This window comes from Mycobacterium sp. VKM Ac-1816D, assembly GCF_000416385.1.
In the GTDB taxonomy this organism is placed as follows: domain Bacteria; phylum Actinomycetota; class Actinomycetes; order Mycobacteriales; family Mycobacteriaceae; genus Mycobacterium; species Mycobacterium neoaurum_A.
Genome location: NZ_AOHQ01000146.1, coordinates 182,567 through 208,203, shown reverse-complemented (window position 1 = coordinate 208,203; position 25,637 = coordinate 182,567). Strand labels below are relative to the sequence as shown.

Here is a 25,637-nt window from a genome sequence, read left to right as displayed (position 1 = left end):
TCCATCACGGTGGCTGGCAGGTCTACCTCGGTAGGGACCGCCACCCCTGGTTCATCCCGCCCCACACACCCGGCGGGCCCGAACCGGCACACCTGCGATCCCACAACCGACGCACCATGACCGACCTACCCACCGCCGCATAGCCCCAAGGCCCCAAAGCTGCAGCGCACCTTGACAACTGAACAGTGAAGTCGGGCCGACGTGTCAGGAGGCCTGCTAGAAGGTCTTGGCCAATCGGTCGGCCAGGATGGCGGCGAAGCGGGCGGGATCGTCGAGCGATCCGCCCTCGGCGAGAAGTGCTGTGCCGTAGAGCAACTCGGCGGCATCGCTGAGTCCCTCGGCGCCCGAGGTCAAGCCGTCCCGCAAGCCCGTCACCAGGGCGTGCTCGGGGTTGAGTTCCAGGATGCGCTTGCCGACCGGTACATCCTGCCCGGACGCCCGGTACATCCGCGCCAGCTGCGGGGTGATGCCGAAGGTGTCGGTGATGAGGCACGCCGGCGACGAGGTCAATCGCGTCGACAATCGCACCTCTTTGACGTGCTCGTCGAGGGTCTCCTGTAGCCAGCTGAGCAACTCGGCGAAATCTCCGCTCTCGGGCTTGTCGGCCTCGTCACCGCCGAGGTCGACCTCGCCCTTGGCCACGGACTGCAGCGGCTTGCCGTCGAACTCGGGCACCGATTCGACCCAGACCTCGTCGACCGGGTCGGTGAGCAGTAACACCTCGTAGCCTTTGGCCTTGAACGCTTCCAGGTGCGGGGAGCGCTCGAGCAGCTGCCGGGACTCGCCAGTGGCGTAGAAGATCTGCTCCTGGTCGTCCTTCATCCGGCCCACGTAGTCAGCCAGCGTGGTGGGGGTGTCCTCGGAATGCGTCGAGGCGAACGACGACAGCGCCAGCAGGGTGTCGCGGTTGTCGGCGTCGGAGAGCAGCCCCTCCTTGAAGGCGCGCCCGAACTGCGTCCAGAACGTCGCATAGTCGTCGGGACGGTTGGCTTGCAGGTCCTTGATCGCCGACAGCACCTTCTTGGTGAGGCTCCGGCGGATCACCTTGATCTGGCGGTCCTGCTGCAGGATCTCGCGGGACACGTTGAGCGACATGTCCTGGGCGTCGACGACACCCTTGACGAAGCGCAGATACTCCGGCACCAGCTCGTCACAATCGCCCATGATGAAGACGCGCTTGACGTACAACTGCACACCGGTGTTGCCGTCGCGGTTGAACAGATCGAACGGCGCCTGCGACGGGATGAACAACAACGCCTGATACTCGAAAGTTCCTTCGGCCTTCATCGCGATGACGTCGAGGGGCTCATCCCACGCGTGCGCGATATGCCGGTAGAACTCCTTGTACTCCTCGTCGGACACCTCGCTCTTGGACTTGGCCCAGAGTGCGACGCGGGAGTTGATGGTCTCGATCTCGGTGGTGACCGTCGGTGGGGTGCCCTCGTCGGCACCCTCGGGTGCCGGGACGGTCTTCTCGACCTCCATCCGGATCGGCCACGAGATGAAGTCGGAGTACTTCTTGACCAGCTGCCTGATCTTCCACGGCGCGGTGTAGTCATGCAGTTCGTCGTCGGCGTCCTCGGGCTTGAGGTGCAACGTGACCGAAGTGCCCTGCGGGGCTTCGTCGACGGTCGCGATGGTGTATGTGCCGTCCCCGCTGGACTCCCAACGCGTTGCTGTGCTTTCGCCGGCCTTGCGGGTCACCAGGTCGACCTTGTCGGCGACCATGAACGTCGAATAGAACCCGATGCCGAACTGGCCGATGAGATCGTCGACATCACCCGCCCCGCTTCGCCCGCCCGCGGTGTCACCGGCCTGCTTCGCCTCGCTCAACTTGCGGCGCAGCTCGCCGGTGCCGGACTTGGCCAGGGTGCCGATCAGGTCGACGACCTCGTCGCGCGACATGCCGATGCCGTTGTCGCGGATCGTCAGCGTCCTGGCGGAGGCATCTGGATCGATGTCGATGTGCAGATCCGACGTATCGACATCCAGGTCCTTGTCCTGGTAGGACGCCAGCCGCAGCTTGTCCAGCGCGTCGGAGGCATTGGACACCAGTTCCCGCAGGAACGAGTCCTTGTTCGAGTAGATGGAGTGCACCATCAGCTGAAGCAGCTGACGCGCCTCTGCCTGGAATTCTCTCTGTTCGACCTGCTCGCTCACGCGGTCATACTAAAACCCGCCGACTCAGCCGAACCGGACCCCCTGGGCAAGGGGGAGCTCGGAGGAGTAGTTGACGGTGTTGGTCGCCCGCCGCATGTAGGCCTTCCACGAATCGGAGCCGGACTCGCGCCCACCGCCGGTCTCCTTCTCGCCACCGAACGCGCCACCGATCTCCGCGCCCGAGGTGCCGATGTTGACGTTCGCAATGCCGCAGTCGGAGCCGTCGGCGGCCATGAACCGCTCCGCCTCGCGGATGTCGGTGGTGAAGATCGCCGACGAGAGACCCTGCGGTACCGCATTGTTCATCGCGATGGCGTCGTCGAGATCGTCGTAGGTCAGCACGTACAGGATCGGGGCGAACGTCTCGGCGTGCACCACCGCGGTCTGGGCAGGCATCCGGACCACCGCCGGTCGCACATAGTGGCCGTCGGTGCCGAGGTCGACGCCCTCGCCGCCGGTGACCTCGCCGCCATCGGCGCGGGCCTGTTCCAGCGCACCCACCATGTCCCGGTAGGAGCGCTCGTGGATCAGCGGGCCCACCAGTGTCCCCTCGGCAGCCGGGTCGCCGACCGGCAGGCTGCGGTACGCGGTCGCGATTCGCTGCACCAGGGTGTCGGCGATCGAGTGGTGCGCGATGACCCGACGCATGGTGGTGCAGCGCTGCCCGGCGGTACCTGCGGCGGAGAACACGATGGCCCGCACAGCCAGGTCCAGGTCGGCCGACGGGGTTACGATGGCGGCGTTGTTTCCACCCAGCTCGAGCAGAACCTTGCCGAACCGGGCGGCCACTCGCGGTCCGACCTCGCGGCCCATCCGGACCGAGCCGGTCGCGCTGACCAGTGCGACACGCGGGTCGTCGACCAGCTGCTCACCGATATCGCGGCCACCCTGGATCAGTCCGCAGACCGTGCCGGCCACGCCGACATCGGCGGCGGCCCGCTCGACCAGGGCCTGGCAGGCGAGTGCGGTCAACGGCGTCAGCTCCGAGGGCTTCCAGACCACCGTGTCGCCGCATACCAGCGCCACCGCGGTGTTCCACGCCCACACCGCCACCGGAAAGTTGAAGGCGGTGATGACACCGACCACGCCGAGCGGATGCCAGGTTTCCATGAGCCGGTGCCCGGGCCGTTCGGAGGCGATGGTCTTGCCGTACAGCTGTCGGGACAGCCCCACGGCGAACTGGCAGATGTCGATCATCTCCTGGACTTCGCCGAGCGCCTCGGAGGTGATCTTGCCTGCCTCGACGGTGACGAGGGTGGCCAGCTCCGCCTTGTGCTCGGTGAGCAGCGCGCCGAGCCGGGCCACCAGGGCGCCACGCGCCGGCGCCGGGGTGGTCCGCCATGTGGCGAAAGCCGTTGCCGCGGAGGTGATGACCGCGTCCGCGTCGGTCGAGCTCGATTCCGGGACCGTGAAGAGCACCTGACCGGTGATCGGCGTGCTCGCCGGCAGGCCCGGTGCGCCCGGACCGGCCAGTGCGGTGGTGCAGCCCAGTGCGTCGAGCGCGGCGCGCACCTGGGCGCGCAGTTCGTCGGCGGTCGGCAGGGAGGATGTCAGGACGCTGGTCATGTGCACGCGACTTTCTCGTAGAGCTCGTAGGGGTCGTGGATGTGGTGGCCGATCCGGTCGGCCATCCAATGTCGGCTGTACTGCGTATCGTCGGGGCGATCGGTGCCCGGGGCGTCCCGGTCGAGGTTCGAGCGGAAGATCCCCGCGGCCGAGGCGGGCAGGAAGTCCTCGTACACAACGGGTCTGGTCGGATCGCCGCCGTGGTAATAGGCGAGCCCGTCGGCGCACATCTGCGCGTCGGTGGCCGGGAAATGGCGGTGCCAGGTAGCAGCCGGGTCGGCCTCGGCCATCGCCGCGTCGTAGCGCGAACGACCTTGCGGTGTCAGCGCCACGCCGCGCTGTTCGACCTCGCCGAAGCGCACCCGCAGCGATCCCTCGGAGAGGGCACCATCGGCGGCGCGGAAACGGCGTGGCTCGGCCAGTGCGCGGAACGAGGTCTGCCGCAACAGGACTTCGGGACCGTCGACGGCCGGCGGACCCTGAATGGCCTCGATCATCGTGATGCCGCGCTGGGTCATGGAGCCTTGCAGAGCATCGATGTCCAGCACCCGCGGCGTCAGGTGATTGATGTGGGTGCTGCGCACGCCGGCGATATCGGCCGCCACCGCCGAGACGGCCGACAATTCGTCATACCAGCCGCGGTCGATCGGTTCGCGGGACAAGGCGAAACAGGCCACGGCGGCGGCGACGAAGTCCCGGGCCTCGTCGGCCGGGCAGCCGCCCTCGTCGGCTATCCGGCGCGCAGTCGAGAGCAGTTCGGCACCGAACAATCGGCGCCCGTTCAGAAAGGTCTCGACCCTGGTGCGCAGATCGGGTGCGAAGAAGCGGGTGTCGGCGGTGGCCAGCATGGAGGTGAAGACCCGGAACGGGTTTCGGGCGAGCTCGTCGGCATGGATCGGCCGGAAGGCGGTGGACACCACCGGGACGGGGGAGGCGGCGGTCCGCAGGTCGTAGAAGCCCACCGGGTACATGCCGAAGGCGGAGAACAGATCGGCGACCTGGCGCAGCTCGTCGGCGTTGCCGACCCGGATGGCCCCGTGCCGTTCCGCGGTGACGCGTTCCAACGATCCCAGTCGCCGGTCCTGCGGATGACGCCGCAGGTGGGCGGCGTTGACCTCGGCGCTCACCTCCACCAGGGTGTCATAGGCCGGCACCTCCGAGCCGTACATCCGGGACAACGCCGCGGCGAATTGTGCCCGTAGCTGCCAGGTTTCACAGCGCGGCACGGGACCTCCGGTCACGGGACCTCCGATACAGTGCGGCCATGACCGACATCGAGCATCTCGACGAGATCGACCGGCTGCTGGTAAGGGAGTTGGTCGCCGACGGGCGTGCGACGCTGGCGCATCTGGCCGCCACCGCGGGACTGTCGGTGTCCGCCGTCCAGTCGCGGGTGCGTCGGTTGGAGTCCCGTGAGGTCATTCTCGGATACACCGCGCGGGTCAACCCGGAGACCGTCGGGCACATGCTCTCGGCGTTCGTTGCCATTACTCCGCTGGACCCCTCTCAACCCGATGATGCTCCTGCCCGACTGCGCCATATCGACGAAATCGAGTCATGCCATTCCGTCGCCGGCGACGAAAGCTATGTGCTCCTGGTGCGTGTCGCATCGGCGCGGGCGTTGGAAGACCTGCTGCAGCGAATCAGGACAGCCGCCAATGTCCGCACGCGAAGCACCATCATCTTACAGACATTTTACGATGGACGCGCATACCTACCGAAATAGTTCCTGTTTCGAGATGACTGCACCGTAAAAATTGCGTTAGGATCGCGGCATGACCGCTGTTCTGACTTCACCTGCCGCCGGCGACCAGGCCGTCACGCCCGACCGGGTGCACGATGTTCTGCGCGCCAGCGTGCTCACCGACGGCATGGATCTGGTGCTCGACCTCGAAGCCTCGCGCGGATCGGTGCTCGTCGATGCCAGGGACGGCAGCCGATATCTGGACATGTTCACGTTCTTCGCATCGTCGGCATTGGGGATGAACCATCCCGCACTGGCTGATGACCCGGCGTTCTGCGCCGAGTTGGCGCGGGCGGCGGTCAACAAGCCGAGCAATTCGGACGTGTACACCGTGCCGATGGCGCGATTCGTCCAGACCTTCGCGCGGGTGCTCGGCGATCCGGCTTTGCCGCATCTGTTCTTCGTCGACGGGGGAGCCCTGGCGGTGGAGAACGCGCTCAAGGTGGCATTCGACTGGAAGAGTCGGCACAACGAGGCCAACGGTCGCGACCCGGAGCTGGGGACCCGGGTGCTGCACCTGCGCGGTGCCTTTCACGGGCGCAGCGGCTACACCCTCTCGTTGACCAATACCGACCCGAACAAGGTGGCGCGGTTCCCCAAGTTCGACTGGCCGCGCATCGACGCCCCCTACCTGCGGCCCGGGGCCGATATTGCCGAACTGGAGGCCGAATCGCTGCGGCAGGCCAGGGCCGCCTTCGTCGCCCACCCCCATGACATCGCCTGCTTCATCGCCGAGCCGGTGCAGGGCGAGGGCGGCGACCGGCACATGCGGCCGGAGTTCTTCGCCGCCATGCGCGAGCTATGCGATGAATTCGATGCGCTGTTGATCTTCGACGAGGTGCAGACCGGCTGCGGTATCACCGGAAGTGCCTGGGCCTACCAACAATTGGGAGTCGTCCCGGACGTGGTGGCGTTCGGCAAGAAAACCCAGGTGTGTGGTGTGATGGCGGGTCGCCGCGTCGATGACGTCGTCGACAACGTCTTCACCGTCAGTTCCCGGATCAACTCGACCTGGGGCGGCAACCTCACCGATATGGTGCGCGCGCGGCGCATCCTCGAAGTCGTCGAGGCCGAAGACCTGATCGAGCATGCCGCCGACGCCGGTCGGCACCTGCTCGGCAGGTTGCATTGGCTGGCAACCGAATTCCCCGATAAGGTGCTCGACCCGCGTGGTCGCGGACTGATGTGCGCATTCAGTCTGCCCTCGACCGCCGCGCGCGACGAACTGGTGCGCAGGTTGTGGGACCGGCGGGTCATCATGTTGGCCAGCGGACCGGATTCGGTGCGTTTCCGGCCTGCGCTGACGGTCTCGCTATCCGAACTCGACGCGGCGGTCGACGCCGTGCGTGAGGTGTTGTCGGGACTCTAGTCAGCGGGCGGGCGCGGCACGTTCGCGGATCAGTATTTTCAACCGCGGCAGATCGGCGCCGCCGACGAGGATGCAGCCGTGGCGTTCGGCGAGCTTCCGCGCCGCCGGGGTGAAACCGTTGTTCGTGACCACCATGGTGTGCGTGCACTCCTGCATGGCGGCGCCGGCGACCACCTCCTGGACTGCACCGGTGCCCACCGGCCGGGCCACCCGCTTGCACTGGATGGCGAGCCGGTCCGGGCGCCTGCCGACGATGAGGTCGACACCCCAGTCCCCGGTGGTCGAGGTCATGATCACCGATACGCCGCAGGATCGCGCGATCCGAGCGACGTAATCCTCGAATTCCACCCCGGACATGGTGTCGATCGGATTCTCCCCGGTTGACGGTGTGCGCAGACCGGTCAGGAAGTGCGGCATCGCGGCGGCGAGCAGTGGAACTGCCAACCCTGTGCTGACCGCCGTGATGGCACCGGCGCCGTAGAGCAGCGCCGCACCACCGGCGATGATGCCGATGGTCAGGAAGGTCGTCAGGCGCACGCCCGGATCCTAAGTGGGCACCCCGACATGCAACTTGGGGGTTGCAGTTCGACGGTCCGATATGCAACCCTTGAGTTGCACATTGTCGGAGCAACCCAAGGAACGCAGATGACCACCGCACTCGAGATCACCCGTATCGTCGACATCGCCGCCAGCCCGGCCGCGGTGTGGGCCGCGCTCACCGAGCAAGACCTGATCACCCAATGGTTCGGCGACAGCGCCGAATTCGACCCGGTGCCCGGTGGCGTCGGGTACTTCGGCTGGTCGACGCACGGCCGTTTCCGGGTGGTGGTGGAACAAATCGAGGCGCCGAGGTTGCTGGTATACCGGTGGGCCCGCGAGATCGACGTGGACCCGGTGCCGGGCAACTCCACCGTGGTGCGCTTCGAGCTCACGCCGACCGCAGACGGCACGCGACTGGCGCTGGTGGAGACCGGGTTCGACGAACTCGACGACCCCGCGACCGCGCACTCCGACAACACCGGGGGATGGCGGACCGAACTCGACGACCTCGTGCGGATGCTCGGGGTCGCAGCGTGACGGGCGCACCTCCGGTCATGCTCGCCGTGTTGGCCGACGACACACGTTGGCGCATCCTGACCGAGCTCGGTTCGGCCGACATGTCCGCCAGCGCGCTGGCGGCTCGGTTGCCGGTGAGTAGGCAGGCGATTGCCAAACATCTTTCGGTGCTCTCGGACGCGGGCTTGGTGGAGGCGATCCCCGCCGGGCGGGAGATCCGCTACCGCGCACACGGTGCGAAGCTGAGCGCCCTGGGTGCGGAGCTGACCGCAATCGGTCAGCAATGGGATCGTCGCCTGATGGCGATCAAGCGCATCGCCGAAGGGCTGTCGTAGCGGGCATAATCCGACGTGAGATGGCCGATGACACACCACAGGAGCATCCGGCGGTCGAGTGCGTACTCGCCGACGGTGGGCCCCGGCGCGTCGGCTGGTACCGGTTCTACTTCGCCGACGAACGGTGGGAATGGTCACCGGAAGTCGAACGGATGCACGGCTACGAGCCCGGCACCGCACGGCCGACGACAGAGATGGTGCTCGCGCACAAACACCCCGAAGACGGCGGCCAGGTCGCCGCGACGCTGGCCGGGGTTCGCCGCACCGCAACGGCTTTCAGTACTCGGCACCGCATCGTCGACACCCGCGGCGATACCCATGACGTCGTGGTCGTCGGAGACCGGTTGTTCGACGAATCCGGGGAAGCCGTGATCGGAAGCCACGGTTTCTACATCGACCTGACGCCGCCGCGGGCAGCCCCGTCGCGCGAACAGCAGAACCAGGTGAGTGAGGTGGCTGCCGAGATCACCGAGGCGCGCAGCGGTATCGAACAGGCCAAAGGCATGCTGATGCTGATCTACCGGATCAATGGGGATGCCGCCTTCGAACTACTGAGATGGCGCTCGCAGGAAACCAACACCCGATTGAAGTCGCTGTCGCAGCAGTTGGTGAAGGACTTCCTCGAGCTCGATTACCACGAGCAGCTGCCGCACCGCAGCGTGTTCGACCGGCTGCTGCTGACCACCCACCTGCGCGCCGATTCCTGACGTTTGTGGGGGGCGGTGGTGGGCAATCCGGGCGCATGTCCATGCGCGATGCACCGGAAACCCGATCGGCGATCCGATTCGGCCTCGTCGCCGCGGTGGTGGGGGTGGCGTTCCTGATCATCGCCGCGGTGCTTGCCCGCGGTTGTGACGGTCTTGTCACCGATACCGCCGCGTGCGGGCGTCCGCAACGGCTGGTGCTGGCGCTGGGGGCGCCGGTGATCCTGTTCGCGGCGGGTGTCCGCGCATTCGTGCGTACCTACCGGATATGGAAGAGAAACGGCTCGTGGTGGGCCTGGCAGGGTGCCGGCTGGTTCCTGATGCTGTTGATGCTGCTCGTTCTGACCATGGGGCTGCCGTCGATCGGCGGTTTCGGACGCTGACCGCCATGGTGCGGTGCGCGTCGTGACGATCGGCGTTTGACGCCGTCGTCAGCAGGGTATTCCTGCGGTGCAATCGATCAACCTGCAACCGATAAGCGACGGAGGATCCCATGGGGCGTGGACTCATCGGCACGGTGGTGCTGGTCTGGTTGTTGATCGGAGTGTTCGCCGCCTGGCAGCGCGATTACTTCTCCGGTGGTGAAACAAATTGCGCTACTGCGGGTTCCATTGCGCTGACCGTTGTCGCGGGCCCGCTCAACTACGCTGGCGTCAATCCGAAGGTAACGGATTGCCGCCTGCCGCAACCGAGTTCGATGGGGACCATGGAAGTGAGGGTGTCATGATAATTCTCGGAGCAATTCTGCTGATCCTTGGCTTCGTGCTCAACGTCTACCTGCTGTGGGTCGTGGGTGTGGTGCTGCTGGTCGCCGGCGCGGTGTTCTGGCTGCTGGGTTCGATCGGTCGCCCGGTGGCGGGTCGGCGCGCCTGGTACTGACGCCGTATCGGTCGACGACGGCGGCCGGAGATGGAAAGTCTGGAGGGCGACCGCCACTGGAACGAGGCGGCTCGGCACGAGACGAGCATGCAAAGGCTGGACCGTAACTGGTCCAGCCTTTTGCAGGAGCTGCGGGTGGTGCAGACCGGTGTCCAATTGCTCACCGGCCTGCTTTTGACGCTGCCATTCCATGACCGATTCGAAGATCTGCGCGCCGAACTGCGGAGCGTCTATCTGGCCACGGTGTCGTGCTCCATCGCCGCGACCGTGCTGTTGATCGCCCCCATCGGCATCCACCGGGCAATGTTCCGCAGGCACCGGCTCGATATCGTGGTCACCACCGCGCACCGCCTCGCCTACGCCGGAATCCTCCTCCTCGCACTGACTTTGGCCGGCGTGATGGTGTTGATCTTCGGTGCGGTCGATGACCTTTCGGCCGGTGTGCTCGCCGGATCGGTCACCGCGCTGGCCATCGCGGTCTTCTGGGTGGTCCTGCCGCTGTGGTTGCGGACGCGTCCCGGGCCACCGGACTGACCAACCGTTTGTCGCCCATGGTGCCCGGGTATGCCGGGGCTCATGACGCAATTCGGATACACCTTGATGACGGAACAGGCGGGACCGAAAGACCTTGTCAGGTATGCGGTTTCTGCAGAACAGACGGGTTTCGATTTCGAGGTCTGCAGCGATCACTTCAGCCCGTGGCTGACCAGCCAGGGGCACGCCCCGAACGCGTGGGCGGTCCTGGGAGCGGTCGCGGCGATGACCGAGCGGGTGGGTCTGTACTCGTTCGTCACCTGCCCGACCATGCGCTATCACCCGGCAGTGGTCGCGCAGCAGGCGGCGACCGTGCAGATCCTGGCCGACGGCCGATTCACCCTCGGGCTCGGCAGTGGTGAGAATCTCAACGAGCACGTCGTCGGCGCCGGATGGCCCGCGGCGGCGCGCCGCCTGGACATGCTCGCCGAGGCCATCAAGATCATCCGTGAACTGCTCGGTGGTGGCCTCGTGGATTTCCACGGCGACCACTTCTCGGTGGACTCCGCGCGCATCTGGGATCTTCCCGACGAGCCCGTCGAGATCGGGGTGTCGATCACCGGTGACCGGACGATCGAGACACTCGGGGTGCTCGCCGACCATCTGATCAACACGTCCCCCGACGGTGACGTCGTGGAAAGCTGGAAGCGGGTCCGCCAGCCGATGGGTCTGCCCGAGGGCAGGGTGGTCGGACAGCTGCCGATCTGCTGGGATCCCGACCGCGACGCCGCGATTGCGCGCGCCCACGATCAGTTCCGGTGGTTCGCCGGGGGATGGTCGGTGAATGCCGATCTACCGACACCGGCGGGATTCGCCGGTGCGACCCAATTCGTCCGGCCGCAGGATGTCGCCGAGGCCATCCCGTGCGGACCCGATCTCGATCCGATCGTGGAAGCCGTCAGCGAGTACGCCAAGGCCGGATTCACCGATGTGGCGCTGATCCAGATCGGCGGGGACAGCCAGGAGCAGTTCCTCGCCGAGGCCGCCGGACCGCTGCTGTCGGCGCTGCGATCGGAGTGGGGGCAATCGTAGGGGGCCAATGAGAACCGGCCGGATGCGCTGAACGCGCATCCGGCCGGTACAGGTCGTGCTGTCGAGCATCACACCTTGCTGCGTGCCCAGCGCCACCGCGACTTGGCCTCGTCACTGCCCCGCTCCAGCGCGGTCTCGGCCAACTCCGCGCTGCGCCGGCGGGCCTCCGCCGCCAGCGGTGCACCGCGTTCGGCGGCCCGCTCGAGCGCTGCCGCACTGCGATCCAGGGCCGTTTCGGCGAGTTCGGCACTGCGTTCCTTGGCCTTCTTGGCCACCGGCGCACTCTTCTCGGCACCACGCTCCAGGGCCGCGGCGCTTCGGTCCAACGCGGTTTCGGCCAGTTCGGCACCGCGCTTGCGGGCCTTCTTGGCGATCGGCGCGCTCTTCTCGGCGCCCTTGTAGAGGGCGGCCGCCCCGCGATCGTAGGCGGTTCCCAGCGACTCGGCCGCGGTCTCGAACGCCGACGCCGCCAGTGGCACACCGCGCTCGAGTGCGGTGTCGGCGAGCTCACGGCCGCGCTCGACACCGATGTGCAGACCGTGACCGAGTCGGTCGGCGAGCTCGGAATCCAGGATCGAATCATCGGATCCGGGCAGCCGTTCCGACACCGCCTGGACGACCTTGCGTCCGGCGCGACGGCCGCGCCAGCCCAGTGACGGCTTGCCCGCGGTATCCGCCGAGGCCAGCACCAAGCCGCCGATGAGGCTCACATCGGTGAGGAATGCCCGGCGCTTCTCGGCCTTGAGGGCGGGGTTGGTCTCCTCCCAGAACATATGCCTGCCCAGATTGGCCGGAATCACGGTCGCCGCCAGGACCGCGGCGGCAACGCGGGGAACGCGTCCGGTGGCCAGCAGCAGTCCGCCGCCGATCTGAGCGGCCGCGGTGATGCGGGCCACCGTCATCGGATCGTCGGGAACCTTCTGGGCCACCGAATCGGGCAGCGACTGCAGACCGTCCAAGGTGGGCTGGACGACCTCGGCCGCGGGTTTGACGTCCCGGAGGGCCTCGATTCCCTGACCGATGAACGCGGCGGACAACAACGGGCGGGCAATTCTGCGTACCAACATGCCGGTGAATGTTCCCACCACAACGGGACGGCAAACCACCGCGAGCCCGGCGACGTCAGGTATCAGTAGCCCGCGCGCTCGTCATCGTCGAGGTCGACTTCCACCGCCTGCTCCTGCCAGTCCGCATCGGGTGTCTCAAGGGACGGTGCGGCGGCCTCTCCGGGGGTGTCGACGCCACCATCGGGATCGGCGTCCACGACGTCGCGGGATTGCTCGACAGCATCGGCAACGGGCACGTCATCGGGAACATGAGGAGTACTCATGCGTGCTGATTACCCATGGTGCACAACGGGAAACCGCGTGCGGTCGTGGTTTGGTGACGACTGGGCTCCGGGTACTGCCCCACGCATGCATTGCTCACGTGAACGAGGAACCGAACTCACCGCGGGTCAGGATGCCCGTCCCCAGGGCGTCCTGGTAGGAGGTGGTTGCATTGGTTAGCCACCGACCCGCGTGGGGTAACCTCCCAGCGGACATGCCGGGAGGCCACATGGTGCAGCAGGGAACGGACGCGGATGCAGCCGCGACAGATGATGATCGGTCGGTGGAGCTCCGGGTTGCCGCAACCCTGGAAAACCTCGCGGTACTGCGCGTGCTGATCGCCGCAGCCGCCACGTTCGAGGATCTCGATTTCGACGCCGTCTCCGACCTACGGCTGGCGGTCGACGAGGCCTGCACGCGGCTGGTGAAGGCCGCGATACCGCATTCGCCGCTCGTGGTCTCGGTCCAGCCGCGCGAGGATGCTGTGGTCATCACGGCGTCGGCGACCTGCAGCAGCGACGAGGACGCCATCGTCGCGCCGGGCAGCTTCAGCTGGCACGTGCTCAGCTCACTGACCGACGAGGTGAACACCTTCTCTGACGGCCAGCACGGCGACGGTGGCCAGATATTCGGGATCTCGCTCACTGCGCGGCGAGCGAGTCTGTTGCAGTGAACTCCGAATACGCCGACGTCATCGAGATGTTTCGCGTACTCGGCGAACTGCGCGATGGGTCGGCAGAGTACGAGCGGCAGCGCGAACGCATCGTCACCCGCTGCCTGCCACTGGCAGATCACATCGCCCGACGGTTCGAGGGTCGCGGCGAGGCGCGCGACGACCTGGTCCAGGTCGCCAGGGTGGGCCTCGTCAATGCCGTGAACCGGTTCGACGTCGAGGCCGGTTCGGACTTCGCGTCGTATGCGGTGCCGACGATCATGGGCGAGGTACGCAGGCACTTCCGGGACAACGGTTGGTCGGTCAAGGTGCCGCGCCGGCTCAAGGAACTGCATCTGCGTCTCGGCGCCGCGACGGCTGAGATGTCGCAGCGCCTTGGCCGGGCACCCACACCGTCGGAGTTGGCTGCCGAGCTGGACATGGACCGCGAAGAGGTGGTCGAAGGCCTGATCGCGGGCAGCTCGTACAACACGCTGTCCATCGACAGCGGGGGTTCCGGTGACGACGAGGCGCCGGCTATCGCCGATACTCTCGGCTCACCGGACGATGCGCTGGATCAGATCGAGAACCGCGAGGCGCTGCGGCCGTTGCTGTCCAAACTGCCCGAACGTGAGCGCACCGTTCTGGTCCTGCGCTTCTTCGAGTCCATGACGCAGTCCCAGATCGCCGAACGCGTCGGCATCTCGCAGATGCATGTGTCGCGGCTGCTGGCCCGCTCACTGGCCAAACTGCGGGACGAGCTGCAGTAGCGGCTGTCCCTGGAGGCGGCAGGCGGCCTCGGTGGTGCTCTCGGCGGTGGGCAGGACACCGTCTGGATCGCAGATCCGCAGCAGCCGCCGCACCGCGGCACTGGGCACCAGCACCCACCGGGCAGCCTTGCCCGCGGCCGTCACGCTGACGGTGTGCAACATCGAGAACGCCTCGGTGCCAAAGAAATCGATGGCGGACAGGTCGACGATCAGCTGTTCGGTGTGCGCGAGGTGGGTGAGCGCGTAGTTGCTGAACCGGCGCGCGTTGGCGGCGTCGAGCTGGCCGCACACCTCGACGACGGTCGTGGACGGCGGCAGGTGGCGGACGGTGTAGACAGCTGTGCCACGCGCCGCACGCGGTGGGGATATCGCGATGGCGATGTTGTCTGGCGTGGTCATGGCGGCTCCGACAGTGGACTCGATAGGCTGCGGGCTCAACCTGACCTGACACTACGCCTGATTTTGCTGGTCGGACACCTACCCGCCGAATCCGGCGGGCGCCGGCACCGGGCAGACTGGACCGATGGCCGTGCGATATGCCGCCGGAGTGGTGTTGGCTGCCGGTGCGGGCACACGGTTCGGAATGCCGAAAGTGCTTGCCGCCGAAGGGGAGTGGTTGGCTGCTGCGGTGGACGCGTTACACGGCGGCGGTTGCGCTGAGGTGCTCGTGGTGCTCGGGGCCGCGCAGGTGCGTGTGCCGGCGCCGGCGTGCGCGGTTCTCGCGCCGGACTGGGCGCAGGGGCTTTCGGCCTCGCTGCGGGCCGGACTGGCGGCGGTATCGCGATACGACGTCGATTTCGCCGTCATCACCGTGGTGGACACCCCCGATGTCGGGGCCGACGTGGTGCGCCGGGTTCTGGACGCCGCCGCCACCTCGACATCCGGGCTGGCCAGGGCGGTCTTCGGGGGGCGGCCCGGCCACCCCGTCGTCATCGCGGGCAGACACTGGCCGGCGCTGACCGAACAGCTCGACGGGGACGTCGGCGCCGGGCCCTTCCTGCGGGCCCGCGACGATGTCATCGCGGTCGAATGCGGTGACCTGGCCACCGGTGCCGATATCGATGTTCCTCAGCGCGAGGCGTAACCACCGCGGTTCCGACTCCTCAGGTGTGCACTTCCAGGCCGAGCGCGGCCGAGGCGTAGCGGCGCACGGTGTCCTCGGAGATCGCCGCGACATCCTCGAACCCCGGCCTGGCTCGGCTGGACATGTGGCCCGAGACCGGATCGAGGGCGATCTCGGCGAGCATCTCGCCGGTCGTGGGTTCGCACACCGCCCACGTGTAGCGGGTCTCGTCGGCCCAGCCGTCGGCCGCGTCGTGGACATAGTCGAGGTCATCCTCACCCATATCGGTCAGGGCGGGGCGGTCGTCGACGCGGTCATCACAGCGCAGCCCGCGTAGGTACCACTGGCCGTTGTTGATCTCGACGGGTTCCATCAGTCCTCCAGAAATGACGAATGGCCGCTCATCTCAAGAATGAGCGGCCACTCGGTGAAAAAACTAGTCCTTGATCTCGGCGATCACGGTGCCCTGGGTGATGGCCGCACCGGCCTCGACCGACAGGCCGGTGATGGTGCCGTCCTTGTGCGCGGTCACCGGGTTCTCCATCTTCATGGCCTCCAGGACCACGACCAGGTCACCGGCGGAGACCTGCTGGCCCTCCTCGACGGCGACCTTGACCACGGTGCCCTGCATGGGAGCGGTCACCGAATCACCGGAGGCCGCCGCACCGCCGCCACCGCCACGCTTGCGCGCCTTGGGCTTCTTGCGGACAACACCGCCGGCCGCGGGAGCACCGCCACCGAGGGCCAGATCGCCGGGCAGCGACACCTCCAGACGGCGGCCACCGACCTCGACGACGACGGTCTGGCGGGGCAGGCTGTCGTCCTCGTCGATGGGCTCGCCACCGGTGAACGGCTCGACGGTGTTGTCCCACTCCGTCTCGATCCACCGGGTGTGCACGTCGAACGTCGAGCCGTCACCGATGAACGCCGGGTCGGCGGTCACGGCGCGGTGGAACGGGATGACCGTCGCCAGGCCTTCGACATTGAATTCGGCCAGCGCGCGGCGTGAACGGGCCAGTGCCTCTTCGCGGGTGGCGCCGGTGACGATCAGCTTGGCCAACATCGAGTCGAACTGGCCGCCGATGACCGATCCGCTCTCCACGCCGGAGTCCATGCGCACGCCGGGGCCGGTGGGCGGCTCGAACTTGGTGACCGGGCCGGGGGCGGGCAGGAAGCCGCGGCCGGCATCCTCACCGTTGATACGGAACTCGAAGGAGTGCCCGCGCGGGGTGGGGTCCTCGGTGATGTCCAGCGCCTCGCCGTTGGCGATCTTGAACTGCTGCAGCACCAGGTCGATGCCCGAGGTCTCCTCGGTGACCGGGTGTTCCACCTGCAGGCGGGTGTTGACCTCGAGGAAGGAGATCAGGCCGTCCTGGCCGACCAGGTACTCCACGGTGCCGGCACCGTAGTAACCGGCCTCCTTGCAGATGCGCTTGGCGGACTCGTGGATCTCCTTGCGCTGCGCCTCGGTCAGGAACGGCGCCGGGGCCTCCTCGACGAGCTTCTGGAAGCGACGCTGCAGCGAGCAGTCGCGGGTGCCCGCGACGACCACGTTGCCGTGGGTGTCGGCGATGACCTGGGCCTCGACGTGGCGCGGCTTGTCCAGGTAGCGCTCCACGAAGCACTCGCCGCGACCGAAGGCCGCCACGGCCTCACGGGTGGCCGAGTCGAACAGCTCGGGGATCTCTTCGAGGGTGCGGGCGACCTTCATGCCGCGGCCACCGCCACCGAAGGCGGCCTTGATGGCGATGGGCAGGCCGTGCTCCTTGGCGAACGCCAGGATCTCGTCGGCGTCCTTGACGGGGTCGGGGGTGCCGGGGACCAGGGGAGCGTCGGCGCGCGCGGCGATGTGGCGGGCGGTGACCTTGTCACCGAGGTCGCGGATGGACTGCGGGCTGGGCCCGATCCAGATCAGCCCGGCGTCCAGGACCGCCTGGGCGAAGTCGGCGTTCTCCGAGAGGAAGCCGTAGCCCGGGTGGATGGCGTTGGCGCCGGACTTCTCGGCGGCTTCGAGCAACTTCTCGAAAACCAGATAGGACTCCGCCGAGGTCTGTCCGCCCAGTGCGAAGGCCTCGTCGGCCAGCCGTACGTGGGGTGCGTCGGCGTCCGGCTCGGCGTACACGGCCACGCTGGCGAGGCCGGCATCCTTGGCGGCTCGGATCACACGGACGGCGATCTCACCGCGGTTGGCCACGAGGACCTTGGAGATCTTCGAGCTGGCGTGACTTGGCACTGCGCCTCCTGGTGGCATCTTCTCTAAGAAACGTCTTTAAGAATGTATCGGGCGAAGTTTAAGTGTCCAATCCCGGGGGTGGTGAGTCGGACCCCCAATTCTGCGGCGCGTCTTTGTTACCGGTCAGTACGTTTGACGTGCGGTATCAGCTGCGCTGGGCGAACGCCCGACAATGCACGACGGCGGCGCCCCAGGGGGAGCGCCGCCGTCGTTGACAGCTGTCGAGATGTCTCAGCCGAACAGGGTCGGGATGCCCTTCATCGACGGCGGTGGTTCCACGCCGAGCGCGTTGGCCAACAGTGACGGGGCCACATCGAGGATGTCGACCTCCTTGCGCGACGGGTCGGCGGTGATACCCGCGCCCGCAGCCAGCAGGATGCCCTCGGGGATGTGGTAGCCGGTGTTGACCCCGCCGATCCGCGAGTGCACGCTCAGCCCCAGATCGTTGGCAGGCACAGTGGTGTCGGCCGCGGCCCCGAACGGCCGGATCGTCAACTTCGTGGTGTCCTCGCCCGGCACGGTGTAATCGATACCGAAGGTGACCGTCTTGCCCTCGACCCGCAGCCGGGCGAACAACCGGTCGGTTCCGTTGACAAGGACCGACTCCAGCGGTGCTACCGCCTCGGCGGCGTCGGCCTCGGACTCGAAGACCAGCGACAGCATCGGGTACATCGCCAGCGCGACATCGGCCGGCTTGAGACCCAGCGCGGTGATCAGTTTGCTGTGATCGTCCAGGACGAAGCGCCCACCGTCGAGCTTGGGCACCGCGACGGGTCCCTGTCCCATGCTCGCCGAGATCACCAGCATCGACTGCGGATTCTTGGCCAGGTACTTGCGGATGCGACCGACCTGGCGATCGGTGATGTCCATGGCGGCGACGATGAAGCTGCCGTACACCTCGTCGGCGTCGTACTCGTACTTGTCGGTGTAGCCGGGCATCCCGTCACCCCAGAACCGGTGCATCATGCCCGCGACGTGGTTGGTGAAGAACACCGAGAGTCGCGGTTGGTTCTTGCGGTGCTGACGCCAGTACAGGTCGAAGCTCAGCGGCGCCTGCATGGCGGAGCGGAATGCCTTGTAGCGCGGGTCGATTCGCTCCTTCACCAGATGGGTGGCCAATGTCGCGGTGGACCGCGGGGTCAGTCCGAGCCGGACCAGATCCACCGCCGTCCCGGCGAGCGCCTTGGGGCTCAGCGCCGAATCGGGGGAGAACCCGTTCTCGCCGGTCATCGCCAGGTTGAACGCCTGGAAGCGCTCCAGAGCCGGGGGATAGGTCTTGGCATCGGAGGCGAAGGTGTCGGGGACATAGAAGCCGCCGTGCGCGAAGGGGCGGGCCGGCCAGCTCTGCATCGGACCGAACAGGCCCACCGAGAGTCCGGCACGTTCGGCCACGTTCCAGATCGGGTCACCCTTGAACGTCGAGGGGTCCTGGCCGAGGTCGAACGAATTGTGCTCGTAGCTGGAGGTGTGCAGTGTCGGCCAGGTGCGCCACGGCTGCAGGCCCTGGAGTTCCTCGCGGTCCTCGTGGATGGTGGTCAGCGACTGCCCGTCCTTGAGCAGCGCGGCCAGATTCGAATCGGGGCGATTCTTGACGTAGATGTCGACGACATCCCACGGCACCTCGTTGAGTTCGTAAAGAATGACGTCCCTGGCTTGCCGATTCATGGAACCGGGCCCCTTTCTGGTCCTTCATTTGCTACGCCGACAGCCGTGTGGGCCGTGACACGCGTCGATGAGTATCGATTCGGCTAGCTGGCCCGCAGGCGCTCTCGGGGCCATTCTGGCATGGATCCCGGAAAAAATCCGTGGCCGCCATTATTGACGAACGCGCCAGTAACTTCGGGGGCTAGGCCCGCAAGCGCCGTTTGATCCGGGCCAGCATCGCCGATATCCCGCGCAGTCGCAGGGGGCTGATCAGTGCGGCCAGGCCCAGCGCCGAGTAGAAGTCGTCGGGTACGGCCAAGATGTCCTCGGCGGACTGCCCGTCCAGCCCGGCCGCCAGGATGGCCGCGAAACCGCGGGTCGTCGGGGCCTCGGCGGGCGCGCTGAAGTACAGCCGGACGTGCTCGCGATCGGTGGCGTCGACATCGAGGAACAGCGGCGACTGGCATTCGGGAACCGGCTCCATGGCCGCTTCCTCGAGATGACCGGGCAGCGCAGGCAGCTCGTTGGCGAACTCCAGCAGCAACTGCAGCTTGTCCTGCCCGCTGACCTCGCCGAACTCGCCGACGACCTCGGCGAGCGCCGCGGGCATTGTCATCGCGCTGCGGGTGCCGCGCCGGGCTCGGGGCCGGTGGCCACCGGGACCCGCACCGCGTTGCCCCACTCGGTCCACGAACCGTCGTAGTTGCGCACATTCGGCAGGCCGAGCAGATGGGTCAGCACGAACCAGGTGTGGCTGGAGCGCTCACCGATGCGGCAGTACACGATCGTCTTGTCGTCGGCGGTGAGGTGGCCGTACAGCGCGTCCAGTTCGGCGCGATTGCGGAACCGGCCGCTGTCCTCGGCGGCCTTGGCCCACGGGATCGACACCGCGGTGGGGATGTGCCCGCCGCGCAGCGCACCCTCCTCCGGGTAATCGGGCATGTGGGTGCGCTCACCGGTGTACTCCTGCGGCGAGCGGACATCGATCAGCGGCTGCTCGCCGAGCGCGGCAAGCACATCCTCACGGAAGGCGCGGATGGCGGTGTCATCGCGCTCGACCACCGGATAGCCCGAACTCGGCTTGCTCGGCACGTCCAGGGTGGTGTCGCGGCCGTTGCTGACCCACAGATCGCGGCCACCGTCGAGCAGCCGGACATCTGGGTGGCCGAACAGCGTGAACACCCACAGCGCGTAGGCCGCCCACCAATTGCTCTTGTCGCCGTAGATCACCACGGTGTCATCGCGCGAGATGCCCTTGCGGTCCATCAGCTCGGCGAACTGGGCACCGTCGATGTAGTCACGAACGGCCGGATCGTTCAGATCGGTGTGCCAGTCGATCTTCACCGCGCCGGGGATGTGGCCGGTGTCGTAGAGCAGCACGTCCTCGTCGGATTCGACGATGGACAGCCCGGGGCGGCCGAGGTTGGCGGACAACCAGTCCGCGGTCACCAGGCGTTCGGGGTGCGCGTAGGCGGCGAGGGCAGGGTCTGGATCGGCAGGCAGCGACACGCCAAAGAGCCTACTCATGTCGGGGCTGCCGTTCGCATGCTCGGGGTGACCGATCAGGGCTCGAGCAGACAGTCCTGCGCCGCAACCAGCTCGGCCCGCATGTTGCGGCGCATCATCTCGCAAGCCGCCTCGGCCAGCGCGGGGTCGATATGGGCGACGGCATCGGGCGGCACGACGACGCCGTAGTGCCGTACATAGGCGTCCAGCGCGGTGTAGAGCACGCACTGTTCGGTGACCTGGCCGGTGATGATCACCGTGCTCACCCCGAGCCGGTTCAGCAGGTGATCCAGCGGCGTGGCATAGAAGGCGCTGTGTCGTACCTTGTTCAGCCGCAGGCAGTCCTCGGTCGGCAGGATCGGTTCGACCAGCTCGGGATGCGCACCGTTGCATGCGTCGCGCACGATGTCATCCCAGACCGCGGTGAAGTCCCCGTAGTTGTCGTTGACGTAGATGACGGTGGCGTCATCGCGGGCGCGGGCCCGGTGGATGAGCTCGCCCAATGGTTCGATGATCTGGGCGGCGCTGGCCGCCAGCGGCTCGGCATCGGGATGGCGGTAGTTGTTCATCATGTCCGTGACAAGGACTGCGGTGTCAGGCATGGCGGGGTGATACCCGAGGCCGGGAGATCCAACACACGTGTTTCGGGAGGCGCCCCGGATCAGGCGCCGCCGGTGAATCCGTTGTCCTGCCACAGCGCGGCCACCGATATGCCTAGCCCGGCCAACAGCTTTCGCACCAGCGGCAGGCTGATCCCGATCACATTCGACGGGTCACCCTCGATCCGGTCGACGAACCAGCCGCCGAGCCCGTCGAGGGTGAACGCACCTGCCACGTACAGCGGCTCACCGGTGTCCAGATAGGCCTGCAGCTCGGCATCGGTGGGCGTACCGAAATGCAGGGTGGTGGTCCCGGTCTGGTGCACGCGGTCGGTCACCGCGCCGTCGACCACCCGCAGGATGGTGTGGCCGGTGTGCAGCAGACCGATGCGGCCCGCAGACGCCCGCCACTGCCGTGCAGCGGCCTGCGCCGTCCCCGGCTTGCCGCTCAGCACGCCGTCGATCTCGAGCATCGAATCGCAGCCCACCACAACACAATCGGTGGCAACCACGGGCTCGAGGAGCGCGACGACGCGCTCGGCCTTGGCGGCGGCCAGTGCGGCGACCACCTCGTGCGGGCCGGCGTCGGACAGTCGCGCGATGATCGCGTCCTCGTCGACATCGGATACCACGACCAGCGGGTCGACCCCGGCCGATCGCAGCACACCGAGCCGGCCGGAGGAGGCCGAACCCAGGACGAGGCGCGTCGTCACCTGCGCATGTGGGTCCGCTCCAGCAGCGTGATCCGCTGCCAGGAGTGGCTCTGGTACCGCAGCTTGTCCACCGGGTGGCCCCACAGGTTGAGCTCCTGCGGGCCCGGTTCACCCGGACCGGTTCCGCCGGCCGCCGACAACACCGCGACCAGGGCCGCCAGCTCCTCGTCGGACGGCTCGCCCTTGACCACCCGGAACTCCGGCACCGGGGGTGCCGGGTTGTCGATGGTCATATCGCGCGGATCGCTGACTTCGACGATATCGACGTCGTGGCTCATGAAAGTCCTTCTCGCAGAGGGCCTGTCGCGGATTGGTCCGAAGACTCTACAGCGGGATGTTGCCGTGCTTCTTCGGCGGCACCTGGCTGATCTTGCGCTCCAGCAGACGCAGCGAGGTCGCCACGTAACCGCGGGTGTGCGAGGGCGGGATGACCGCGTCGACATAACCGCGCTCGGCGGCGATGTACGGGTTGACCAGGGTGTCCTCATAGGACTGCTGCAGCTCCAGGCGCAGGGCGTCGACGTCCTCGCCCTCCTGCGCGGCCTTCTTGAGTTCCTGGCGGTAGACGAAGCCGACCGCGCCGGAGGCGCCCATGACCGCGATCTGGGCCGTCGGCCACGCCACCACCACGTCGGCGCCCATGTCCTTGGAGCCCATCACGCAGTACGCGCCGCCGTAGGACTTGCGGGTGATGACGGTGATCTTGGGCACGGTCGCCTCGCCGTAGGCGTACAGCAGCTTGGCGCCGCGGCGGATGATGCCGTTGTACTCCTGGCCGGTGCCCGGCAGGAAGCCCGGCACGTCGACCAGCAGCACGATCGGGATGTTGAAGCAGTCGCAGGTCCGGATGAACCGGGCGGCCTTCTCCGAGGCGTTGATGTCGAGGCAGCCGGCGAACTGGGTCGGCTGGTTGGCCACGATGCCGACGGTGCGGCCGTCGACACGGCCGTAGCCGACGATGATGTTCTGCGCGTAACCGGCCTGGATCTCCAGGAACTCGTCATCATCGAGGATGCGCGAGATGACCTCGTGCATGTCGTAGGGCTGGTTCGGCGAATCGGGGATCAGGGTGTCGAGCTCGATATCCTCATCGGTGAGGTTGTCCTCGATGGCGCCCGGGTGCGGCGGCGCCGGGTAGCGCGGCGGATCGGCGTAGTTGTTGGCGGGCAGGTAGCTCAGCAGGTCGCGGACGTAGTCCAGGGCGTCCTGTTCGCCGGAGGCCACGTAGTGCACGGTGCCGGACTTGGACATGTGGGTCTGGGCGCCGCCCAGCTCCTCCATGGTGACGTCCTCACCGGTGACGGTCTTGATGACATCGGGACCGGTGATGAACATCTGGCTGGTCTGGTCGACCATGATCACGAAGTCGGTCAGCGCGGGGGAGTAGACGTGGCCGCCGGCCGCGGCGCCCATGATCAGCGAGATCTGCGGGATGACGCCCGAGGCCTTGATGTTGTTGTGGAAGATCCGGCTGTACAGGCCGAGGGAGACCACACCCTCCTGGATGCGGGCGCCGGCGCCGTCGTTGATACCGATCAGCGGGCGGCCGGTCTTGATGGCCAATTCCTGGACCTTGACGATCTTCTCGCCGTAGACCTCGCCGAGGCTGCCGCCGAAGACGGTGGCGTCCTGGCTGAAGATGCAGACCTCGCGGCCGTCGATGGTGCCGTAGCCGGTCACCACGCCGTCGCCGAGCGGGCGGTTGGACTCCAGCCCGAAGTTGGTGCTGCGGTGGCGTGCCAACGCGTCGAGTTCGACGAAGGAGTCCTCGTCCAGCAGTGCGTAGATGCGCTCGCGGGCGGTCAGCTTGCCCTTGGCGTGCACCTTCTCGACCGCGGCCTCACCGACCGGGTGCAGCGCCTCTTCGGCGCGCTTGCGCAGGTCGGCCAGCTTGCCGGCCGTGGTGTGGATATCGACTACGTGCTCTGCCGCCGGCTCGATAGTGCTCGTCATGGGTAGCGATGCTAGCTGTCCTTCTAAGAACTGCATAAGAGAGGTCGCAGTTCGGCCATCGTGTCCGCTCCTTTCGCGAAGCTGGTGCGGTGCCGACGACCGATCAGAATCGCGACCACATCGCCGCCATGCTGCTCGATCGCCGCGGCGATACCCACCCTGGCCTGCGCACTCGTGAGAACAACTGGACCTGGGACGAGGTGGTCGCCGAATCGATCACCAGGGCCGGGCTGGGCCGGAAGCTGTTGGACGACGAGCCCGACATGGCGCCGCATATCGGGGTGCTGCTGCCCAATGTGGCCGACTTCGTGTTCTGGTTGGGCGCCGCGGCGCTGGGCGGGATGACTGTGGTGGGTATCAACCCGACCCGTGGGGATGCCGAGATGGCGTCCGAGATACGGCTCGCCGACTGCCGGCTGATCATCACCGATACCGAGGGCGCCGCCCGGCTGGCGGCGGTGGATCTGGATGTGCCCGCACACCGGATACTCGTGGTCGGTGACGCGTCCTATCGCGCCGCGCTCGACGCGCATCGCGGCGCCCCGCTGCCCACCGGAGCCGATCCCGTCGGCGCCGACACCCTGATGCTGTTGTTGTTCACCTCGGGTACCACCGGTGCGTCGAAGGCGGTGCGCTGCACGCAGGGTCGGCTGGCCCGCATCGCCTACGCCGCGCGCGACAAATTCGGCCACCGTCGCGAGGATGTCGAGTACTGCAGCATGCCGCTGTTCCACGGCAACGCGATCATGGCGCTGTGGGCGCCCGCGCTGTCGGTGGGGGCCACGGTGTGCCTGGCGCCGTCGTTCTCCGCGTCCGGATTCCTTTCCGACGTCCGCTATTTCGGAGCCACCTTCTTCACCTACGTCGGCAAGGCGCTGGGATATCTGATGGCCACGCCCGAGCGCGACGATGATGCCGACAATCCCTTGCGGCGCGGGTTCGGCACCGAGGCTTCCCCGGATGATCAGGCCCGGTTCCGGCGCCGGTTCGGCGCCGAGCTCTACGAGGGCTACGGCTCCAGCGAGGGCGGCGGAGCGGTGGTCCTGCACCCGGACGCGCCCGCGGGTGCACTGGGCCGGCCCGCGCACGACGGGGTGGCCATCGTCGACCCGGTGACGCTGCGCGACTGCGCACCCGCGGTACTCGACGGCGTCGGACGCGTCCGCAACCCCGATGAGGCGGTCGGCGAGATCGTCGACAAGTTCGGCACCCGCTCCTTCGAGGGCTATTACAAGAACGACGCGGCCAACGCCGAGCGCATCCGGAATGGGTGGTATTGGACCGGGGACCTCGGTTATCTCGACGAAGCCGGGTTCATCTATTTCGCGGGCAGGCGCGGCGATTGGATCCGGGTGGATGGCGAGAACCTGTCGGCGCTGACCATCGAGCATGTGCTGCGCCGCCACCCGGCGGTCATCGCCGCGGCGGCCTACGCGGTGCCCGATCCACGCTCGGGGGATCAGGTGATGGCCGCCATCGAGGTGGCCCGGCCGGCGGAGTTCGACGCGGCGGCCTTCGCCGAATACCTGAGCGGCCAGCCCGATCTTGGGGCGAAGGCCGTCCCCAGGCTGCTGCGCGTCTCGGCGGGGCTACCGATGACCGGTTCCAACAAGATCGTCAAACACGAGCTCCAAGAACAGCGTTGGCACACCGACGAGGATGTGTACCGATGGTCGGGGCGCAGGCCGGTGGTGTTCGAGCTGCTCGACGCCGACGGCAGGGACGCCCTGGACGCCGAGTTCGACGCCCACGGCAGGCAGGCCCGCGTCTGAAGGGTGTCGGCGATCTCCCGCGGCC

The 25,637-nt window shown here is 67.3% G+C and carries 30 protein-coding genes; 14 read left to right on the top strand and 16 right to left on the bottom strand.

Going from position 1 to position 25,637, the window contains the following annotated elements:
* Nucleotides 1–216: 216 nt before the first annotated feature.
* The 3 genes from htpG to G154_RS25410 are packed head-to-tail and all read right to left on the bottom strand — an operon-like array spanning nucleotide 217 to nucleotide 4,967.
* Nucleotides 217–2,160, bottom strand: a complete 1,944-nt coding sequence (htpG, locus tag G154_RS25420; RefSeq protein ID WP_019514778.1) for a molecular chaperone HtpG — start codon at nucleotides 2,158–2,160, stop codon at nucleotides 217–219.
* Between the two features lie 24 nt (nucleotides 2,161–2,184).
* Nucleotides 2,185–3,726 (bottom strand): aldehyde dehydrogenase family protein, encoded by a 1,542-nt coding sequence (locus tag G154_RS25415; protein WP_019514777.1) that lies wholly within the window; start codon nucleotides 3,724–3,726, stop codon nucleotides 2,185–2,187.
* Nucleotides 3,723–4,967 (bottom strand): VOC family protein, encoded by a 1,245-nt coding sequence (locus G154_RS25410; protein ID WP_019514776.1) that lies wholly within the window; start codon nucleotides 4,965–4,967, stop codon nucleotides 3,723–3,725. Before G154_RS25410 ends, G154_RS25415 begins: the two co-directional genes overlap by 4 nt.
* Nucleotides 4,968–4,990: 23 nt before the next feature.
* Here G154_RS25410 and G154_RS25405 point away from each other — a divergent pair, with 23 nt between their 5' ends.
* Entirely contained in the window at nucleotides 4,991–5,452 is a 462-nt protein-coding gene (locus G154_RS25405) for an Lrp/AsnC family transcriptional regulator (protein ID WP_019514775.1), read from the top strand.
* A gap of 49 nt (nucleotides 5,453–5,501) precedes the next feature.
* Nucleotides 5,502–6,839: an L-lysine 6-transaminase gene (gene lat / locus G154_RS25400; protein ID WP_019514774.1), complete on the top strand. Its 1,338-nt coding sequence runs from the start codon at nucleotides 5,502–5,504 to the stop codon at nucleotides 6,837–6,839.
* On the opposite strand, the gene G154_RS25395 is transcribed toward lat, so the two are convergent.
* Nucleotides 6,840–7,376, bottom strand: a complete 537-nt coding sequence (locus G154_RS25395) for a restriction endonuclease (protein WP_019514773.1) — start codon at nucleotides 7,374–7,376, stop codon at nucleotides 6,840–6,842.
* A 108-nt stretch (nucleotides 7,377–7,484) separates the two neighbouring features.
* Here G154_RS25395 and G154_RS25390 point away from each other — a divergent pair, with 108 nt between their 5' ends.
* The 8 genes from G154_RS25390 (at nucleotide 7,485) to G154_RS25360 (ending at nucleotide 11,379) form a co-directional block, all read left to right on the top strand.
* Nucleotides 7,485–7,916 (top strand): SRPBCC domain-containing protein, encoded by a 432-nt coding sequence (locus tag G154_RS25390; RefSeq protein WP_019514772.1) that lies wholly within the window; start codon nucleotides 7,485–7,487, stop codon nucleotides 7,914–7,916.
* A 17-nt stretch (nucleotides 7,917–7,933) separates the two neighbouring features.
* Nucleotides 7,934–8,230, top strand: a complete 297-nt coding sequence (locus tag G154_RS25385) for a helix-turn-helix transcriptional regulator (RefSeq protein ID WP_031601375.1) — start codon at nucleotides 7,934–7,936, stop codon at nucleotides 8,228–8,230.
* A gap of 20 nt (nucleotides 8,231–8,250) precedes the next feature.
* Nucleotides 8,251–8,937 carry a PAS and ANTAR domain-containing protein gene (locus G154_RS25380; protein WP_019514770.1) on the top strand — a complete coding sequence of 229 codons (687 nt, stop codon included), beginning with the start codon at nucleotides 8,251–8,253 and terminating at the stop codon, nucleotides 8,935–8,937.
* Nucleotides 8,938–8,972: 35 nt separating this feature from the next.
* Nucleotides 8,973–9,317, top strand: coding sequence for a hypothetical protein (locus G154_RS25375; protein WP_019514769.1), 345 nt, complete (start codon nucleotides 8,973–8,975; stop codon nucleotides 9,315–9,317).
* Nucleotides 9,318–9,427: 110 nt separating this feature from the next.
* Nucleotides 9,428–9,661, top strand: a complete 234-nt coding sequence (locus tag G154_RS25370; protein ID WP_019514768.1) for a hypothetical protein — start codon at nucleotides 9,428–9,430, stop codon at nucleotides 9,659–9,661.
* A complete protein-coding gene (locus G154_RS26640) occupies nucleotides 9,658–9,813 on the top strand; it encodes a DUF6131 family protein (RefSeq protein ID WP_019514767.1) in 156 nt (51 codons plus the stop codon). The genes G154_RS25370 and G154_RS26640 overlap by 4 nt, the downstream gene beginning before the upstream one ends.
* A 30-nt stretch (nucleotides 9,814–9,843) precedes the next feature.
* Entirely contained in the window at nucleotides 9,844–10,347 is a 504-nt protein-coding gene (locus G154_RS25365) for a DUF6328 family protein (RefSeq protein WP_019514766.1), read from the top strand.
* Nucleotides 10,348–10,389: 42 nt separating this feature from the next.
* Nucleotides 10,390–11,379 carry an LLM class F420-dependent oxidoreductase gene (locus G154_RS25360; protein ID WP_019514765.1) on the top strand — a complete coding sequence of 330 codons (990 nt, stop codon included), beginning with the start codon at nucleotides 10,390–10,392 and terminating at the stop codon, nucleotides 11,377–11,379.
* A gap of 68 nt (nucleotides 11,380–11,447) precedes the next feature.
* Here G154_RS25360 and G154_RS25355 read toward each other — a convergent pair whose 3' ends face one another.
* Both G154_RS25355 and G154_RS25350 read right to left on the bottom strand, forming a co-directional pair.
* Nucleotides 11,448–12,446 (bottom strand): DoxX family protein, encoded by a 999-nt coding sequence (locus G154_RS25355; protein WP_023985423.1) that lies wholly within the window; start codon nucleotides 12,444–12,446, stop codon nucleotides 11,448–11,450.
* Between the two features lie 62 nt (nucleotides 12,447–12,508).
* Nucleotides 12,509–12,709 carry a hypothetical protein gene (locus G154_RS25350; RefSeq protein WP_023985424.1) on the bottom strand — a complete coding sequence of 67 codons (201 nt, stop codon included), beginning with the start codon at nucleotides 12,707–12,709 and terminating at the stop codon, nucleotides 12,509–12,511.
* Between the two features lie 227 nt (nucleotides 12,710–12,936).
* Here G154_RS25350 and G154_RS25345 point away from each other — a divergent pair, with 227 nt between their 5' ends.
* Nucleotides 12,937–13,380: an ATP-binding protein gene (locus tag G154_RS25345; protein WP_031601376.1), complete on the top strand. Its 444-nt coding sequence runs from the start codon at nucleotides 12,937–12,939 to the stop codon at nucleotides 13,378–13,380.
* 26 nt (nucleotides 13,381–13,406) lie between these two features.
* Nucleotides 13,407–14,129, top strand: a complete 723-nt coding sequence (locus G154_RS25340; RefSeq protein ID WP_023985426.1) for a SigB/SigF/SigG family RNA polymerase sigma factor — start codon at nucleotides 13,407–13,409, stop codon at nucleotides 14,127–14,129.
* On the opposite strand, the gene G154_RS25335 is transcribed toward G154_RS25340, so the two are convergent.
* Nucleotides 14,097–14,528, bottom strand: coding sequence for an STAS domain-containing protein (locus G154_RS25335; RefSeq protein WP_019514760.1), 432 nt, complete (start codon nucleotides 14,526–14,528; stop codon nucleotides 14,097–14,099). The two genes, G154_RS25340 and G154_RS25335, sit on opposite strands and share 33 nt — an antisense overlap.
* A 124-nt stretch (nucleotides 14,529–14,652) precedes the next feature.
* Between G154_RS25335 and G154_RS25330 the strand changes: the two genes are divergently transcribed.
* Nucleotides 14,653–15,213, top strand: a complete 561-nt coding sequence (locus tag G154_RS25330) for an NTP transferase domain-containing protein (RefSeq protein ID WP_019514759.1) — start codon at nucleotides 14,653–14,655, stop codon at nucleotides 15,211–15,213.
* Nucleotides 15,214–15,232: 19 nt separating this feature from the next.
* Here G154_RS25330 and G154_RS25325 read toward each other — a convergent pair whose 3' ends face one another.
* The 9 genes from G154_RS25325 to G154_RS25285 form a co-directional block, all read right to left on the bottom strand.
* A complete protein-coding gene (locus G154_RS25325; RefSeq protein ID WP_019514758.1) occupies nucleotides 15,233–15,565 on the bottom strand; it encodes a hypothetical protein in 333 nt (110 codons plus the stop codon).
* 63 nt (nucleotides 15,566–15,628) lie between these two features.
* Nucleotides 15,629–17,425: an acetyl/propionyl/methylcrotonyl-CoA carboxylase subunit alpha gene (locus G154_RS25320; RefSeq protein ID WP_023985427.1), complete on the bottom strand. Its 1,797-nt coding sequence runs from the start codon at nucleotides 17,423–17,425 to the stop codon at nucleotides 15,629–15,631.
* Nucleotides 17,426–17,656: 231 nt separating this feature from the next.
* Nucleotides 17,657–19,090: a hypothetical protein gene (locus G154_RS25315; RefSeq protein ID WP_019514756.1), complete on the bottom strand. Its 1,434-nt coding sequence runs from the start codon at nucleotides 19,088–19,090 to the stop codon at nucleotides 17,657–17,659.
* A gap of 181 nt (nucleotides 19,091–19,271) precedes the next feature.
* Nucleotides 19,272–19,685 (bottom strand): cysteine desulfuration protein SufE, encoded by a 414-nt coding sequence (locus G154_RS25310; protein ID WP_019514755.1) that lies wholly within the window; start codon nucleotides 19,683–19,685, stop codon nucleotides 19,272–19,274.
* Complete coding sequence (locus tag G154_RS25305) at nucleotides 19,682–20,578, bottom strand: sulfurtransferase (RefSeq protein ID WP_019514754.1); 897 nt, start codon at nucleotides 20,576–20,578, stop codon at nucleotides 19,682–19,684. Before G154_RS25305 ends, G154_RS25310 begins: the two co-directional genes overlap by 4 nt.
* Nucleotides 20,579–20,631: 53 nt before the next feature.
* A complete protein-coding gene (locus tag G154_RS25300) occupies nucleotides 20,632–21,177 on the bottom strand; it encodes a cysteine hydrolase family protein (protein WP_019514753.1) in 546 nt (181 codons plus the stop codon).
* A 59-nt stretch (nucleotides 21,178–21,236) separates the two neighbouring features.
* Nucleotides 21,237–21,887, bottom strand: coding sequence for a nucleoside triphosphate pyrophosphatase (locus tag G154_RS25295; protein WP_019514752.1), 651 nt, complete (start codon nucleotides 21,885–21,887; stop codon nucleotides 21,237–21,239).
* Complete coding sequence (locus G154_RS25290; RefSeq protein WP_019514751.1) at nucleotides 21,884–22,165, bottom strand: acyl-CoA carboxylase epsilon subunit; 282 nt, start codon at nucleotides 22,163–22,165, stop codon at nucleotides 21,884–21,886. Before G154_RS25290 ends, G154_RS25295 begins: the two co-directional genes overlap by 4 nt.
* A 46-nt stretch (nucleotides 22,166–22,211) precedes the next feature.
* On the bottom strand, nucleotides 22,212–23,840 hold the full coding sequence (locus G154_RS25285; protein ID WP_019514750.1) for an acyl-CoA carboxylase subunit beta: 1,629 nt from the start codon (nucleotides 23,838–23,840) through the stop codon (nucleotides 22,212–22,214).
* A gap of 128 nt (nucleotides 23,841–23,968) precedes the next feature.
* Between G154_RS25285 and G154_RS25280 the strand changes: the two genes are divergently transcribed.
* A complete protein-coding gene (locus G154_RS25280) occupies nucleotides 23,969–25,612 on the top strand; it encodes an AMP-binding protein (protein ID WP_031601378.1) in 1,644 nt (547 codons plus the stop codon).
* Nucleotides 25,613–25,637: the final 25 nt, after the last annotated feature.

Excerpts from the sequence above, each read along its gene's own strand:
- G154_RS25350 (WP_023985424.1), bottom strand. The coding sequence starts at position 12,709 with ATGAGTACTCCTCATGTTCCCGATGACGTGCCCGTTGCCGATGCTGTC.
- G154_RS25390 (WP_019514772.1), top strand. The coding sequence starts at position 7,485 with ATGACCACCGCACTCGAGATCACCCGTATCGTCGACATCGCCGCCAGC.
- G154_RS25405 (WP_019514775.1), top strand. The coding sequence starts at position 4,991 with ATGACCGACATCGAGCATCTCGACGAGATCGACCGGCTGCTGGTAAGG.
- G154_RS25285 (WP_019514750.1), bottom strand. The coding sequence starts at position 23,840 with ATGACGAGCACTATCGAGCCGGCGGCAGAGCACGTAGTCGATATCCAC.
- G154_RS25325 (WP_019514758.1), bottom strand. The coding sequence starts at position 15,565 with ATGGAACCCGTCGAGATCAACAACGGCCAGTGGTACCTACGCGGGCTG.
- G154_RS25380 (WP_019514770.1), top strand. The coding sequence starts at position 8,251 with ATGGCCGATGACACACCACAGGAGCATCCGGCGGTCGAGTGCGTACTC.
- G154_RS25385 (WP_031601375.1), top strand. The coding sequence starts at position 7,934 with ATGCTCGCCGTGTTGGCCGACGACACACGTTGGCGCATCCTGACCGAG.
- G154_RS25280 (WP_031601378.1), top strand. The coding sequence starts at position 23,969 with ATGCTGCTCGATCGCCGCGGCGATACCCACCCTGGCCTGCGCACTCGT.
- G154_RS25415 (WP_019514777.1), bottom strand. The coding sequence starts at position 3,726 with ATGACCAGCGTCCTGACATCCTCCCTGCCGACCGCCGACGAACTGCGC.
- G154_RS25360 (WP_019514765.1), top strand. The coding sequence starts at position 10,390 with ATGACGCAATTCGGATACACCTTGATGACGGAACAGGCGGGACCGAAA.
- G154_RS25375 (WP_019514769.1), top strand. The coding sequence starts at position 8,973 with ATGTCCATGCGCGATGCACCGGAAACCCGATCGGCGATCCGATTCGGC.
- G154_RS25330 (WP_019514759.1), top strand. The coding sequence starts at position 14,653 with ATGGCCGTGCGATATGCCGCCGGAGTGGTGTTGGCTGCCGGTGCGGGC.
- G154_RS25300 (WP_019514753.1), bottom strand. The coding sequence starts at position 21,177 with ATGCCTGACACCGCAGTCCTTGTCACGGACATGATGAACAACTACCGC.
- G154_RS25365 (WP_019514766.1), top strand. The coding sequence starts at position 9,844 with ATGGAAAGTCTGGAGGGCGACCGCCACTGGAACGAGGCGGCTCGGCAC.
- G154_RS25370 (WP_019514768.1), top strand. The coding sequence starts at position 9,428 with ATGGGGCGTGGACTCATCGGCACGGTGGTGCTGGTCTGGTTGTTGATC.
- G154_RS25345 (WP_031601376.1), top strand. The coding sequence starts at position 12,937 with ATGGTGCAGCAGGGAACGGACGCGGATGCAGCCGCGACAGATGATGAT.
- G154_RS25290 (WP_019514751.1), bottom strand. The coding sequence starts at position 22,165 with ATGAGCCACGACGTCGATATCGTCGAAGTCAGCGATCCGCGCGATATG.
- G154_RS25310 (WP_019514755.1), bottom strand. The coding sequence starts at position 19,685 with ATGACAATGCCCGCGGCGCTCGCCGAGGTCGTCGGCGAGTTCGGCGAG.
- G154_RS25340 (WP_023985426.1), top strand. The coding sequence starts at position 13,407 with ATGTTTCGCGTACTCGGCGAACTGCGCGATGGGTCGGCAGAGTACGAG.
- lat (WP_019514774.1), top strand. The coding sequence starts at position 5,502 with ATGACCGCTGTTCTGACTTCACCTGCCGCCGGCGACCAGGCCGTCACG.
- G154_RS25335 (WP_019514760.1), bottom strand. The coding sequence starts at position 14,528 with ATGACCACGCCAGACAACATCGCCATCGCGATATCCCCACCGCGTGCG.
- G154_RS25355 (WP_023985423.1), bottom strand. The coding sequence starts at position 12,446 with ATGTTGGTACGCAGAATTGCCCGCCCGTTGTTGTCCGCCGCGTTCATC.
- G154_RS25315 (WP_019514756.1), bottom strand. The coding sequence starts at position 19,090 with ATGAATCGGCAAGCCAGGGACGTCATTCTTTACGAACTCAACGAGGTG.
- G154_RS26640 (WP_019514767.1), top strand. The coding sequence starts at position 9,658 with ATGATAATTCTCGGAGCAATTCTGCTGATCCTTGGCTTCGTGCTCAAC.